Below are 15,164 nucleotides of genomic sequence, written 5' to 3'. Positions count from 1 at the left end.
GTAAAATAGACATGGACATGAATACTCCTTTGTAATTGGTTTCGACGCCTTAATTATAATGATATGAGTAAGCTCATGTCTATTTTTATACAATAAAATCCCGGTATGCCGGGGTTATTTTGTTATATTCATCTTTCAACCTTTAGTTAGATTACTAAAACTATGAATACAGAAAATAAAGTGTTTATTCTAAATAATTTATTTTTTATTTATTTTTTAAAGTTTATTAAAAAAGGACTTGAAGCATTGGTTGCTTCAGGTCCTTATTGTGGTTGTAGTTTGGTTTGCGGTTCACTGCCGGTTCGGTGGAGGGCTCCGGAAATTGCGACCGCGGAACGCCATGGACGCCACTTTGAACCAATCGGGAAAACCACCCGCTTGTTTCAAAGCTGGGTCTTTCACTAAGCGGTAAACCGCTAAGTGAAATTTCATGGCTGACGGTCGAATTTCCTCCGCCCTCCACCGAACCTAGGTTTGTACAATAAATTTTTCTTTGTGGGGGATACAGTACTTAGTTTTATAGTAGTTAACTGTTTTGATTAATTTGTTGTTCCTAATTTTTTAAGTCTTACGAATTTGATTTCTTTGGACTTATCTTGTTGATTTTTCTTGGTTGATATCATCGATTAACATTTTATTTTCATTAATTAGCAATTAATAAATATAAGTTTATGACATCATTCAAATCCGATTCATCTTGCCGATCTTTGGGTGAATTTTTATTTCTTGATGATCATGTTGATAGCTTGTTCGAGTTTTTTCGATTGAGCTGCTGGGTCACCTTCTGGATTTTCTACGCAATCTTTCAAGTTGTTGGCTACTACCATGCCCATTACTCGGTCGATGCTTGATCTTACGGCACTTAATTGGGTCATTACGTCCATACAATCTTTGTCATCGCTGATCATTTTTTGAATTCCACGGATCTGGCCTTCAGCCCGGCTTAATCTATTGATGATTTTCTTTGTTTCTTCTTCACTGCGAACTGTATCCATGATTTTCCTGCTTTCTACTTATATGAATAAGTTTAAGTTGGAGTTTTCTGTGTCACCTAAATATGTGGCAACGCCACCGTACTCAACAAAACTATAAAGTTCTTCTTTTTTAACGCCCATTAGTCCCATGCTCATTGTGCAAGCTACGAATTTGATTCCAAGATCATTTGCTTTTCTGATCATTACGGGAAGTGGATCGACGTTATTTTTCTTCATAACTGATTTTATCATTTTTGATCCTAAACCGCCCATATTCATGGTTGAAAGTGGTAATTTATCTGCATTACTTGGCAACATCATGTCAAACATCTTTGCTACACCGTGTTTCTTAACTTTGTTTTTCTTCAAGACATTTAAGCCCCAGAATGTGAAGAACATGGTAACTTTTTTACCCATTGCTGCTGCACCAGTAGCAATTATCAAGGATGCTAGTGCCTTGTCTAGATCTCCATCAAAGACTACCATGGTTGCTCCTTCTTTGGTTTCATGAAGTTGACCATCGTTTAAAGCTAATTCGGCTGCTAATTCTGGATTTTGCTTTACAGGTTTAGCCTGACCTTGTCCTTTTTGAACGGTTGCAACTACTGTATCGCCATCGATATCATTGGAAAGAACCTTATTACCGGTATTTTTGGCCCACGATTCGATATCAGCGCTAAATCCAAAATCACTAGCTTTGACTACCATTTTTTGACCATCATCCATTTTATCCATGTGTTGCTTAACTTTTAAGATGGGACCTGGACATTGAAGACCACAAGCATCAACTTGTAACGTTTGTAAATTATCCGCGTTAGGAGTTTTAGCTACCTTATCTTCATCTTTAGGAAAAGGTTTGTTGTTTATCTCATATTTAGCAATCTTATAAGTCTTGAATCCGCCGTCGATATTGACTACATCAAATCCTTCGTTTACTAAGACTCTTGAGGTGTTGTAGCCCCGAAGGCCAACTTGACAATATACGTAAATCGTCTGATTTTTAGGCAGTTCATTAACACGATTACGTAATTGATTGAGGGGAATTAATTTACTACCAGGGATCTTGCCCGTTGTTAGCTCAAAGTCATTTCTGACATCGATAATAGTAGCTTTTTCATCAACTAGTTGATCAACTTGATCCCATTCAATAGTCTTAGTCCGACCATTGATTTCATTGTCGGCAACATAACCTAGCATGTTAACCGGATCTTTGGCACTTGAATATGGTGGAGCATAAGACAATTCGATTGAGCTTAATTCATCAACCTTGGCTCCAAATCTCATGGCTGTGGAAATAACATCGATTCTCTTTTCGACACCTTTGGTCCCGACTGCTTGTGCTCCCAAGATTTTCTTATCGTCATTGTAAATTAATTTCAAGTTGATTGGGCTAGCACCAGGATAGTAACCCGCACTTGAATTTGGATGAATATGAATGACGTGATAAGGCATATCCAACCGTTGTAAAGTTTTTTCATTGTCACCAGTTGATGCAGCAGTCAATTCAAAAACTTTTGCTACCGAAGTTCCTTGTGTTCCGGGATATTCAGCAGGAATTCCATTGATAATATCTGCTACTAACCGACCTTGACGATTTGCTGGCCAAGCTAGAGGGATATTGGTTGCTGAACCATCAACTAAATTATGTACTTGGATAACATCCCCAATGGCATAAATATTAGGATAGTTCGTTTGAAGATGCTGGTTTACTTTAATAGCATTCTTAAAACCAAGTTCAATTTTGGCATCCTTAGCTAAATCATTAGCCGGTGTGATTCCGATCGACAAAATTGTCATGTCGGTATCAAGTTCCTTGCCACTTTGCAAAACTAATTTTTTACCATTATTTTGAAATTCTGCCAGGCCATCATTTAAGTATAAATTGACATTGTGCAGATTGATTTGTGAGTGAAGCTGTTGTGCCATTTCAAAATCCAAGTTAGGCATTACTTGCGATGACATCTCGACTAATTGGACGTTTAAGCCGATCTTCTTAAGATTTTCCATCATCTCAAGTCCGATAAAACCACCACCAATGATCGTAGCAGTTTTAACATTTTTATCAGTAACATAAGCTTTGATCTGATCCATATCAGGAATATTTCTCAAAGTAAATGCATTGTCAGCTTCGGACAAACCCTTGATATTGGGAACAATTGGCTTTGCTCCAGTCGAAATGATTAATTCGTCAAAACTTTCTTCATAAGTCTCACCCGATTCAGAATTATGAACAGTAACAACATTTTGGTCGGGATCAATCTTAGTAACTTCGGAAAAATTACGAATATCAAGTGAATATTGTTTTTCCATACCCTCCACGGTTTGCACCATCAAGCTATCACGCTCTTTGATCGTTCCTCCGATGTAATATGGCAATCCACAGTTAGCAAAAGAAATATATTCACCCTTTTCAAAAAGGATGATATCATCATCTTCACTTAAGCGACGAAGACGCGTTGCAGCAGTAGCACCTCCAGCGACACCACCAATAATAAGTATTTTCTTTGACATATTCAGCACCCCATTTATTATTTTGTTATCCTTTTCACAAAACAATATACCCCCTACGGTATCTTTAGTCAACCCCATTTATAATCAATATTCATAGGATACTTTACTAACCGCCTTTCTCTAAATGGCCTCCAACACACGTCATAACAGCATTTACATACCCCGATTATGTATTTAAAGTCAAAAAAATAACATTCAATAAAAATTTGAATGTTATCTAATTAAATATTTTCCTCACATAGAAATCAGCACATAAAAAAGGAGCCCATCACGGACTCTTTTTTACTTATTACGATTTTTAAAAATAAAGAATTTCGAAAATATATAGTTACCAACGATTGCTAGAAATTGTCCTACAACCTTTGTTGCTGTTCCATTGGCTGTCAGCAACGAAATACCAACCCACAAAGTCAAGGCTTCAACTAAGTATGTAAAGATCCGTGTTCCATAAAAGGCAACCATCTCTTGAAAAGCCGTCGTCGACTTGTGACGGAACACGATAATCCGATCGACCCAAAATCCAACTTGAACACCAAGGAACCAAGCAATAATATTAGCAACTTGATAATTCATATGAGCAACACGATAAAGGAGATAAAAAGTTCCGAAGTTAACAACAACAGAAATCAAACCCCAAAGGATATAACGAACAGCCTGCTTAACATTACCTTCCTCAGCAACTTCCTCATTAACAGAAAAAGTATTGCCAGCAGAATTAATGCCTTCAGAAACGCTATCAACAATATTATTCAACTGAGAATCTTCATCATGCAAATCTGATTGATGTTTCATAACTTATCTCCTTTCAAAAAAAGTTCCATATGAATATATTAACCCTTTTCGACACATTAAAGATAAAAATAATGATAAATCTTATAACAAGATTTGAATTTTATAATAAACAAAAATTAATGATGTATTATTTTTTGTTCGTATTAATTTGAATTAACATGTTTTTCGTTCATCAAATAAGCAAATTGTTCTCGAATAATATCATAAGCATTTGATGAATTATAACGATCAAGTTTAAAATCAATCTCCTTAAGATTTTCAGCCAGTAATTTCTGTTGTTGGATAACCGCTCGACGGTGTTTATTCAACAATTTTTTCCTAAGTTCAATTGTATCTGGACCTTCCATAACATAATCGATATATTGCTTAATATCTTTGATACTCATATTCGTATTCTTTAAACAGACTATTGTATGGATCAACTGTAAATCAGCCTCTGAAAATATTCGATATCCAGAATCATTTTTTGAAACGAATGGCAATAAGCCCTTTTTATCATAAAATCTGATCTGCGAAACCGATAAGTCAAATTTTTCCGCAACTTCCTTAATTGTGTATGTTTTAATCATCAAAATACCTCTTGCCCTAAACCATGGTTTAGCGTTTATGATCATATTAATCAACAATTTCAAATAAATCAATAAGAGGTAATATGATGAAGACAGCTTTAGTAACAGGTGGAACAGGATTTCTAGGATCACATATAATTGTTAAACTTTTACAACGTGGATACATGGTGAGAACTACCATTCGATCAAAAAACAAAATCCCTCAACTGATTCAAACATTGAAAAATAATGATATTTCAAATATTGAAAATTTAAGCTTTTTCGTATCTGATTTAGGCACAGATAACGGTTGGAAGGAAGCTATGGAAAATGTAGACTATGTTTTCAGTGTAGCCTCCCCAGTATTCTTTGATATTCCAAAAAATGAATCAGAAGCAATTAAACCTGCAGTAAATGGGATTATTAGGGTCTTAAAATTTGCAAATCAAGAAAATGTCAAACGAGTCGTAATGACATCTAATTTTGGTGCTGTTGGTTTTAGTAAGAAAAAATCATCCATTCCAACTACGGAAAAAGACTGGACAAATATCGATCAAGAAGGAATTTCAATATATGAAAAATCAAAATTAATTGCTGAAAAAAGAGCATGGGATTTTGTTAAGGATCCAGATGTATCCGTCGAATTGACAACGATAAATCCGGTTGCAATGTTAGGACCTTCCTTAAATCACCATGTATCTGGAAGCTTTGATTTAATTCTTGATCCACTATCTGGCAAACAAAAAATGTTGGTAGATATTCCATTAAACATCGTAGATATACGAGATGTTGCCGAAATTCACATCTTAGCGATGGAAAATCCAAGTGCAAATGGTCAGCGCTTCATCGCTTCAGCGGATGGCCAAATTTCACTTAATGAAATCATGAATATCATAAAAACACGATATCCTGAAAAAAGTAAAAAGATACCCAAAAGAACCCTCCCTAACTGGTTGATAAAAGCAATCGCCCCGTTAAACAAGCAAGCGAAAATAGGGAAACTATTTATTGAAATGAATCGAAAAGTTTCAAATAAAAAAGCAAAAGAAATGTTAAATTGGCAACCAATTTCAGATAATAAGCAACTAATAATCGACACGATGGATTCGATAATCAAAAATAATTTAATTTGACCTTAGACATAAAATACCAACCGATGATATCCACCAAGAAAACTCAACAAGATAAGTCCATAGAAAACAAACTCGTAAGACTTCAAAAAACTAGGAACCTCAAACAAGCCAAAACAGTCAACCACCATAAAACTAAGTACCGTGCCCCCACAAAAAACAGAGTTATTGTCCAAACCTAGGTTCTGTGGAGGGTGGAGGGAATTCGCCGTCAGCCGCGAAATTTTCGTTTGCACGGCAAAGGCCGTGCTTACGAAAAGGTCAAGCTTTGAGATGTCCAACGGAACGTAAGTGCTGACGCACTTGCGCGACCGGTTTTGGTGGTGGCTACGCCACCGAACAACCAAGGTCGAAAGTGGGCCCACAGCGTTCCACGGCGCAATTCCCGGAACCCTCCACAGAACCGGAAGTGAACCACCACACAAACAACAACCACAATAAAAATCCAAATCAAAAAAGGCTTGAAGCAAAATCTGCTTCAAGCCTTTTCCTATTAATGATTAAGCTTTGACTGTAAATAAACTATCTGCTTACGCAGCTTATCCCCTACATCAGTATCACCAACAGTCTTACGCTTAGCCGACTGCTCGATAACACGCTTAGTAGAAACAACATCAGTCATATCTGCAATAGCCTTAGCACGAGTAGTAAACGGCTCATGCGTTACCAACTGGAAACCAAATGAGTTCGATAGCAAAGTATAACCACCGATCCCGGTCGTCTTGTGATAAGGTTTCGACATCCCACCATCAATAACGAAGATCTTGTGATTAGCCATAATTGGCGAATGTCCCAATTTAACCGGAGTATGGCCGTTGACGATGTGGCCTTCATCCGGATTCAAATCGAATTCCTTCAACAATTCGTCAGCGAACCACTCTTCCTTCCGCAATGAGTAATAAGGATTTTTAACTTCCTTGTGGAGAGCCTTATCCTCGATAAAGTAACGTTCAAACGTCGTCATCGCAGCCTTTCCAAACAGTGGCGACATCTTTCCAGTCCATAAATACCAAATAATATCAGAGTTCAAGCAATCTTCAGGCGTTGGATTTTGGAAACCATTTTTCAAAGTGTTTTCGAAAAAGTCGAATAGTGACTTACCTGAATAGCTCTTCCCTTCGACTGTCCAGGATTGCATACTGCCGTCATCATTGACGGGAACACAACCGTGGAGCAATAAATTATTGTTGTACTTCAAGTACATTGACCCGTTATTCATCATATAAGACATGTGATAACGCAATTTTGGTGAGTCGATAAATTGTCTGATCAAATCATCAACAATGTTTTGTTCTTGGTCAGTCAACTTGTAAGGATCTTCAGGATCGACTAATTGGAAACAACCGTTGGTGATCGGATGATTTTCACCATTGATCTCGATCGATGTTCGATCAGGGCTTAACTTGTGCAACAACATCCGATTTTCCATTTCAAAATCTGGATGAGCTTTGATGGCTCGTCCTTCCATCTTGAATTGGATAATTGCCATCGCTTGTTGAACGGTATTGTCATAAACCGAATCATCATTAGGAATGTTATCACCCGTGTCAGAACGTGGTGTAAAGACTGGCAGTGGTTGATATTTTTCAGCTGCGAAATCTTTTAACTGGCTGAGATCGATATCGTATTTATCTGTTAGTAATCGTAAATTATTGTAACGAGCACTGATCCGGATCAAGTTTGCCATGCAGAGTTTTGATCCACAGGCGCTACCGATCCACAAAATATCGTGGTTACCCCATTGAAAATCAAGGCTACCCCAGCGATTCATCAAGTGATCCATGATCAGATCAGGATGGGGTCCACGATCATAAACATCACCAATAATGTGGAGATGATCAACGACTAATTTTTGGATCGTATGGCAAGTCGAAATGATAAACTGATCGGCCATTTTTAGCTCGATGATATCTTCCATGACCTCACGATAGTAACTACGTTTGGTTAAATCGTTTTGGTCGGCATAAAGCAACTCCTCAGTAATATAGACGAAGTCACTCTTGATGGCTTTTCTAACTTTGGAGCGGGTATATTTGATCGATGTGTAGCGTAACATGTCGATCAATTGATTAAAGACATCGAAGTACCATTGTTCAAGGTCCTCTTGTTTCGTAAATTGTTCCTTACTTTGGCGCAAAATTTCGGACGGATAATAAATTAAAAAAGCAAACTTTTTTTGTCTATCTTCGCTCAGTCGTCCTGTGAATAGTTCCGAGATTTTTTGACGAGTATTTCCAGAACCATTTCTCAAAATGTGGGCGAACTCATCATATTCACCGTGAATATCACTGACGAATGCTTCCGTCCCTTTGGGAAGATCAAGAATGGCTGAAAGATTGATAATTTCAGATTTGATTTCATTATCGTTTGTGAAATTTTTCCTCATGTTTTAACCTAGACCTTTCTTTAGCAAAATATTGTAATCGCTTTCTAAATTGTAACACTTGAACCTATACCAAAGACAATCTAATTTTTTGTATCACATTACTTTTGCTAATATAATGAAGTCGTGGAGGTGTTTATATGAATTTTTCAATAGATTCAACTGTTACTCTCAATAATGGCGTTAAAATGCCCCAACTTGGTCTTGGTGTCTGGAAAATCAATAATGCAGGCGCCGCTCAATCAGTTCAATGGGCGATCAAGCACGGTTATAGAGCAATCGACACTGCCAAACAATATGGTAATGAAGCCGGAGTCGGTGAAGGACTAACCAAAGCCTTGGCTGACAATGGATTAAAACGTGAAGATATATTTTTAACTACAAAGATTTTTAATGGTGATCAAGGATACGAATCAACTCTAAAAAACTTCGACGGTCAATTAAAAAATTTGCAAACGGACTACGTCGATCTGTTGTTGATCCACTGGCCAGTTGATGGCAAGTACCCCGACACTTGGAAAGCACTAGAAAAGATTTATCAAGAAGGAAAAGCTCGGGCAATCGGTGTTTCAAACTTCAACATCACCCGTTTACAAGACGTACTAAAAAACGGCTCGATCAAACCAGCTGTTGATCAAATGGAATTCAATCCCCTTTGCCAAGAGGTAGATATTAAAAACTTCTGCGATGAACACAATATTCATCTAGAAGCATGGTCACCACTAGGTGGTGGCACAGTACTTGGTGACGAGCGGTTGCAGAAGATTGCTGACAAGTATAATAAGTCAGTAGCTCAAGTAATTTTACGTTGGGATCTGCAACAAGGTATTATTACGATTCCTAAGTCTGTTCATGAAGAACGGATCGTGCAGAATGCTGATTTGTTTGACTTTGAGCTCAGCGATGAAGATGTTGCTGAGATCAAAGGATATGATGAAGATAAGCGTAGTCTCTGGTATGGTGGCTTTAAGTGGCATGGCAATCCTACTGGATTTGGTGATGCTGTGCAGAGCTGGGAAGATACTGGTGAGTATGCTAAGTAGAATAAAAGACTCCTGTATAGGAGCCTTTTTTATTGCTGTTTTATAGGCCGATAGTCTTGAGATGAGAGAGCAGTAGCATTTTTGCTTGGTGCAGGTGTGCTAGAGGTGAGAGAGTTTTTTGCAGACGAGAAGCGTTTTATTTGGTTGATGTTTTGATCAAATTGGCACTTTTTGCGCGTCCTATATTTTGCGGTCTATCTCAAATATCATCCTTATTGGTAAGTTCAAGTTCAAAAGAAAAGACCAAGTCCCTATTCATTCACACTAAATACTAAAAAGTTGTTCTTTGAAGATACCCAAAATATCGATGATAACCCAGAACATAAATTTAATAGATAGACTCCAAAAATATAAATCCTAGGACTCAACAGATCATAGATACCTAATGTAAAGTTAAAACAGTTTTCTACTATATAAGTATGTACCGTATCCCCACAAACAATTGATGTTTCACTACCCCAGGACCTGTGGAGGGTGGAGGGAATTCGCCGTCAGCCGCGAAATTTTCGTTTGCACGGCATGGGCCGTGCTTACGAAAAGGTCAAGCTTTGAGATGTCCAAGGCGGTCTTCCTTGGATAGCTCAAAGTTGGCCCGCAGCGTTCCACGGCGCAATTCCCGGAACCCTCCACAGGTCCGGCAGTGAACCACCACCCAACCTACAACCTCAAAAAACATAAAACACAAACATCAAACACAAAAAAAACGCCGCATAGACTTTCAATATGCGACGTTTTTCGACCCAAAAGGTCTTCGAGGTATTTTTATTTCAATTGTTTCTTACTTTCTAATTTCGAACCCGTTTTGTTTTAAACCGACGTATCAATTGTGTTCCAGCTAGACTAATAACTAGCAATAAAATCCCAATTTGTGCAAGTGCACGTTCTTTCTGTTGACCAGTTTGTGGCAATTTATTGCTTGACGTTACTGGTGTGGAGCTGAATTCGGTTGAATTGCCTAGTGGCAATGTTTCACCGATTGTGTTGCCAGATTGATTCGTGGCTGAACTGTTAGGTTCGGTTGCAGCTGGTTGTGTCATGTTTGGTTGTGTTTCTACATTTATTGAACCTGCTGATTGAGAATCGTTCACTACTGGCGTATCCGCTTGTGATTCTGTTGAAATATCAGGAGTTTGTCCTGTTGTTGAAGTTTCTGGTTGTGTTGTGGTTGGTGTTTCTGGCTCAGTTGGAGCTGCTAGATCGCCTGTTCCAGGTTTTTCTGGTTCAGGTGTCACTGTGGAGCCATTAGTTCCCGGATTTGATGGTGAAGTTGTTTCATTACCATCTTCATCTGGTACTGTAGCTGATCCCGAGTCGCCGTTTGTTGGTGGTGTTGTGATACTTGAGTCACCTTCATTTGGTTCTTCGGTTCCAGTGACTGTGCCACCTTCATCCGGTGCTACTGGTTCTGGTTCCGGTTCAGTTTCACCTGGTTCTGTAGTTCCAGTACTTGTGCCACCTTCATCCGGTGTCACTGGTTCTGGTTCCGGCTCAGTTCCACCTGGTTCTGTGGTTCCAGTACTTGTGTCACCAGTACCTGGATCAGTCGTTGTTCCGGTATCTTCTTGTGGTTCTTGAAGATCACCAGGTCCAGCTTCGTCTGTTGATTCATCGGTGATGTATTTATCGACCGACGCATCAGCTGTGCCAGTGTTGCCATTTGCATCCGTCAAGTTGGCGGTATTGGAATACTCGATTTGTCCGGTATTCGTATCCGCTAAGGTTGAGTAATGCAATTGTAGACCAGCGCTATAAGTTCCGGTTATTTTAAAAGTTACTACATTTCCATCAATGCTTGATGTAAACGGTACTGATTGTCCATTTAAATCTTGGATAGTTGCACTATTGTCAATGAAACTTTGATTATCACTAAAGGTATCTTTGATCACGGGATTTACTAAGGCATTTGTCCCAGGATAAACATTTACTTCCCAGTTCAAATGGTTCGTATCAGTCGCGTTTTCAAAGCTACCGAATTTACTCATAAAGACTTCCATTGGTGTTACCGGTGGTTCAACTGGTGTCACTGGTGGTTCAACTTCAGGAGTTGCACCAGTTACGGCTAAGTTAATATAGCCTTTTTTGTTAAATTGAGGTCCTGCTAAGGCCCAGTTTAAGGTGACCGTTCCGACGTGACTGCCTTCGGCGATATAAGCACTACCAATGGCTTTACCGGTTGAAGTGCTCGTCATTTGAAACGAATCATCCATGGGGATCTTAACATTTGAGGGAACGTAGAATTTAAAAGTATCTCCGCCTAAAACCCAAACGCTGTCCGGAATACTCCATGTGTAGCGAACAGTATATTCCTGGCTCTCGGGTAGTGCTGCATCGTGAGACATAATGTTCTCATCTTGATCATAGATCACAGCATCTGACGCTTGTGTACCTGTTACTTGCGTGATCTCCTTTGCTTGACTGACATTAGTCGGTCCGGCAAAGATAAAAAGCACTGCTGCGAGTGTAGCAAATAGCCAAGGAAAAAGTTTTCTCACAAATAATTCCCCCCTTTGCCTAAAAAATCTATTCTAATCAATATCCATCTTTAAATTAGCACCTCTTCGCAACAAAGTGATACTATTTAGTCTTAAAATCACAATTTAGTTATTTGCTATAATCGCCGTTATATCAGTAGTTTAAGCGTTATCAATAAATGACTAACGATAAAAAAATACACTTTATTGACTGAATAAATTGCCAATAAAGTGCATTAATTATTTTTCTACTTTTAAGCTTTTTGGATTTAAAATCATATTTAAAATAATTGCCGAAAAACTTCCCACTACTAAACCATTGTTCAAAATAGTTTGTAATGTTGATGGTAAGAAATGTAACAATGAAGGTTGCACTGTTACACCTAAACCAAGTCCAATAGCGACGGCCATGATCAATAGGTTACTGTTAGTCATCTTTACTTGTGACAACATCTTGATACCTTGAGCACCAACCATTCCGAACATGATCAACATAGCTCCACCTAAGACGGAGTTAGGGATCAATGTGGCGATGGCGCCGACCTTAGGGATCAATCCTAATAAGATCAGTAAGAAAGCCGAGAAATAAACCGGTTTATTTTTCTTGATACCTGATAATTGAACGATAGCAACGTTTTGCGAGAAAGTCGAATATGGGAAAGTATTAAAAATACCACCTAAAATAGCTGCTAAACCTTCTGATGCATATCCACGTTGCATGTCTTCTTTTTTCATATCGCGTTTAGTAACTTCAGCTAGTGCGTAGTAAACACCAGTCGACTCGATCATACAAGTTAAAGCTGCTAAAAGCATGATAACGATCGAAGACCATTCAAATTTCGGTGTTGAAAAATAAAATGGCATTGGAACTTGGAACCAGTGAGCGCTGCTAACGCTTTGGAATCCGATTTGACCCATGAAAAAGGCGATAACGTAACCTGCGACGATACCGATCAAAACGGCGATCTGTTGAATAAAACCTCTACCCCAGATCGTAAATACAATAATGATCAACGCAGTCGTGAAACCGAGGATCAAATCTTGAGGGCTACCAAAGTTCTTAGCGGTAGCATCCCCGCCACCAATGTTTTGGAACGCAACGGGGATCAAAGTAAATCCGATCAATGTGATCAATGACCCCGTTACAACTGGTGGGAAAAATCTTTGTAAGTTTGCAAACAACTTAGAAATCAACAAAATAAAGATACCGGCGGCGATAATTCCACCATACATATAGGCAATACCAAAGTGGTGCCCAATATTTTGTAATGGTGTAACATATTCGACCGCTGAACCAAGTACAACCGGTAAGCCGATACCTGTTAGAGGAGTCCTCTTGATCTGCAAGAGAGTAGCGACTCCACACATAAAAATGTCGACAGAAATCAAATAAGTCATTTGTGTTGCTGAAAAACCTAGTGCCGTACCAATCAAAATTGGTACTAGAATATCACCTGAGTACATGGCGAGTAAATGTTGCAAGCCAAGTACTAGATTTTTGAGGAATCCACCCTCATCTTTATCCATTTTTAAGTCCATGTTTGCCCCCTATATTCAAGAAATTATATCATCTTTTTCCAGTCAGTTGTGAGTACTATCAAATAAAAAAAATTATAGCTATGCTAAAATATACATATCTATACTTAGGAGGGTTCCATAAAAATGAAAAAAAATCATTTAGAGGATGCCTGTACCTCCGTCCTTGTTGGTAAAAATGCCAGTATTGATGGTTCTACAATGATTGCAAGAAATGACGATACCTTCGATCCAATTAATCCTCAAAACTTCGTAATGCATCCAGCTGTTGAAGGGCAGTCTGGAAGAAAAGTTAAATCTTGGCTCAATGGCTTTGAAGCAGAGATCCCAGCCGATAACTACAAGTGGCCAGCAGTTCCAAATGTTGACTACAAAAATCTTGGTTTTTACGACGAAAGTGGTATCAACGGCGCTAACGTTGCCATGTCCGCTACCGAAAGTACTTACGGAAACGAACGAGCATTAGCCTACGATCCGCTAGAAAAAGACGGAATGGACGAAGACGTCATCGTCAGAATGGTCCTACCTTTCGTAATCTCCGCTAAGTCAGCTGTACAACGGACCGGAGAATTAATCAAACAATACGGTTCACCAGCCGGAAACTCACTCTTATTCAGTGACAACAACGACGTCTGGTACATGGAGATCGTAACTGGACACCACTGGGTAGCCCAAAGAATCCCCGATGACAGCTACGCCATCGCCGCCAACCGTGTATCGATCCAACAAGTAGACTTCAACGACCCCGACCAATTCATGTGGTCAGAAGGAATCCAAGAATTTGTCGAAAAGCACCACCTAAACACCGACAAAACAGGCTTCAACTTCCGTCACATCTTCGGAACTGACAATCTCAAGGACCGTCACTACAACACATCAAGAGTTTGGTACGGTCACAAATATTTCAATCCAGAAATAGAAGAAGACCCCGAAGACGGCGAACTACCATTCATCATGAAAACCGACCACAAAATCAACGTCGACGACATCGAATACGTACTAGGATCACACTACAACGAAACACCATACGATCCCTACAGTCCAGACACCAGCGACGACGAAAAATATCGCTACCGTCCAATCGGCCTAAACAGAACCCAAAACTCGCACGTCCTCCAAATCAGAAATGACGTCCCTGAAGAATACTCAGCAATAATGTGGCTATGCATAGGCTTCCCAACCTTCGCACCATACATCCCATTCTACACAAACATGGACAACACCCCAGAAAGCTATCAAAACGTATCAGAAGAATTCAACTTCAAAAACAGCTACTGGATGTACAACGCCCTATCAATGCTAGTAGAATCCCACTACAAAGAATTCCTACAAGACGACATCGACTACTTAACAGAATGTCGCCAAGAATTCCGTCAAGCAATAGAAGAAACCGACCAACAAGCCAAAAACTACCAAGGAAACGAACTAACCAAGTACCTAACAGAAAGAAACAACCAACTAGTAGAACAAATGGCCAAAAAAGCAAAGAAAATGTTCGGCGACCTCTACACAAAAGGAATCAGACTATCAAAACTAACATTCGACATGGACAAAAACTTGTAGAATAAAAGAAAAAGATAGAAAAAGAAACAAAAGAAATCAATAAATAGAAGAAACTCAAAAAAAGCGCAAATTGCAAGAACAAGTTAGCCACCCCGAAAAAATAAAAAAAGCTTAAGATCTATCAGGATCGGAGTGCCAGATTATTAGTAGCCGCAGGCCAGGGCGAATGCCTCCTGGGGTTTTTTGTATCCTAGTTGTTTCCTTGGTAGTTCA

The 15,164-nt window shown here is 39.0% G+C and carries 11 protein-coding genes; 4 read left to right on the top strand and 7 right to left on the bottom strand.

All coding sequences use genetic code 11. From position 1 onward, the window contains the following. Positions 1-162 precede the first annotated feature (162 nt). Complete coding sequence (locus EKM69_RS11185; RefSeq protein WP_125711109.1) at positions 163-405, top strand: hypothetical protein; 243 nt, start codon at positions 163-165, stop codon at positions 403-405. 314 nt (positions 406-719) lie between these two features. Here EKM69_RS11185 and EKM69_RS11180 read toward each other — a convergent pair whose 3' ends face one another. The 4 genes from EKM69_RS11180 to EKM69_RS11165 form a co-directional block, all read right to left on the bottom strand. Beyond that, positions 720-995 carry a metal-sensitive transcriptional regulator gene (locus EKM69_RS11180; RefSeq protein ID WP_125711107.1) on the bottom strand — a complete coding sequence of 92 codons (276 nt, stop codon included), beginning with the start codon at positions 993-995 and terminating at the stop codon, positions 720-722. A gap of 18 nt (positions 996-1,013) precedes the next feature. After that, the gene (locus EKM69_RS11175; protein WP_125711105.1) at positions 1,014-3,485 is read right to left on the bottom strand and encodes a CoA-disulfide reductase; all 2,472 of its coding nucleotides are present in this window, start codon (positions 3,483-3,485) and stop codon (positions 1,014-1,016) included. Positions 3,486-3,767: 282 nt separating this feature from the next. Then, positions 3,768-4,277 (bottom strand): GtrA family protein, encoded by a 510-nt coding sequence (locus EKM69_RS11170; protein ID WP_125711102.1) that lies wholly within the window; start codon positions 4,275-4,277, stop codon positions 3,768-3,770. Positions 4,278-4,420: 143 nt separating this feature from the next. Beyond that, on the bottom strand, positions 4,421-4,846 hold the full coding sequence (locus EKM69_RS11165) for a MerR family transcriptional regulator (RefSeq protein ID WP_125711100.1): 426 nt from the start codon (positions 4,844-4,846) through the stop codon (positions 4,421-4,423). 86 nt (positions 4,847-4,932) lie between these two features. Between EKM69_RS11165 and EKM69_RS11160 the strand changes: the two genes are divergently transcribed. Beyond that, positions 4,933-5,958: an SDR family oxidoreductase gene (locus EKM69_RS11160; protein ID WP_318530673.1), complete on the top strand. Its 1,026-nt coding sequence runs from the start codon at positions 4,933-4,935 to the stop codon at positions 5,956-5,958. A gap of 490 nt (positions 5,959-6,448) precedes the next feature. On the opposite strand, the gene EKM69_RS11155 is transcribed toward EKM69_RS11160, so the two are convergent. After that, entirely contained in the window at positions 6,449-8,341 is a 1,893-nt protein-coding gene (locus EKM69_RS11155) for a fructose-1,6-bisphosphatase (protein ID WP_125711096.1), read from the bottom strand. Between the two features lie 137 nt (positions 8,342-8,478). Between EKM69_RS11155 and EKM69_RS11150 the strand changes: the two genes are divergently transcribed. Next, positions 8,479-9,381, top strand: coding sequence for an aldo/keto reductase (locus EKM69_RS11150; protein ID WP_125711094.1), 903 nt, complete (start codon positions 8,479-8,481; stop codon positions 9,379-9,381). 785 nt (positions 9,382-10,166) lie between these two features. Here EKM69_RS11150 and EKM69_RS11145 read toward each other — a convergent pair. Beyond that, positions 10,167-11,873 (bottom strand): hypothetical protein, encoded by a 1,707-nt coding sequence (locus EKM69_RS11145; RefSeq protein ID WP_125711092.1) that lies wholly within the window; start codon positions 11,871-11,873, stop codon positions 10,167-10,169. Positions 11,874-12,092: 219 nt separating this feature from the next. After that, a complete protein-coding gene (locus EKM69_RS11140) occupies positions 12,093-13,391 on the bottom strand; it encodes a nucleobase:cation symporter-2 family protein (RefSeq protein WP_125711090.1) in 1,299 nt (432 codons plus the stop codon). Positions 13,392-13,514: 123 nt separating this feature from the next. On the opposite strand from EKM69_RS11140, the gene EKM69_RS11135 reads away from it, so the two are divergent. Then, complete coding sequence (locus tag EKM69_RS11135) at positions 13,515-14,951, top strand: C69 family dipeptidase (RefSeq protein ID WP_125711088.1); 1,437 nt, start codon at positions 13,515-13,517, stop codon at positions 14,949-14,951. The last annotated feature ends 213 nt before the right edge of the window (positions 14,952-15,164 follow it).

Source organism: Companilactobacillus zhongbaensis, assembly GCF_003946515.1.
In the GTDB taxonomy this organism is placed as follows: Bacteria; Bacillota; Bacilli; order Lactobacillales; family Lactobacillaceae; genus Companilactobacillus; species Companilactobacillus zhongbaensis.
This window is presented reverse-complemented; position numbering and strand designations above follow the sequence as displayed.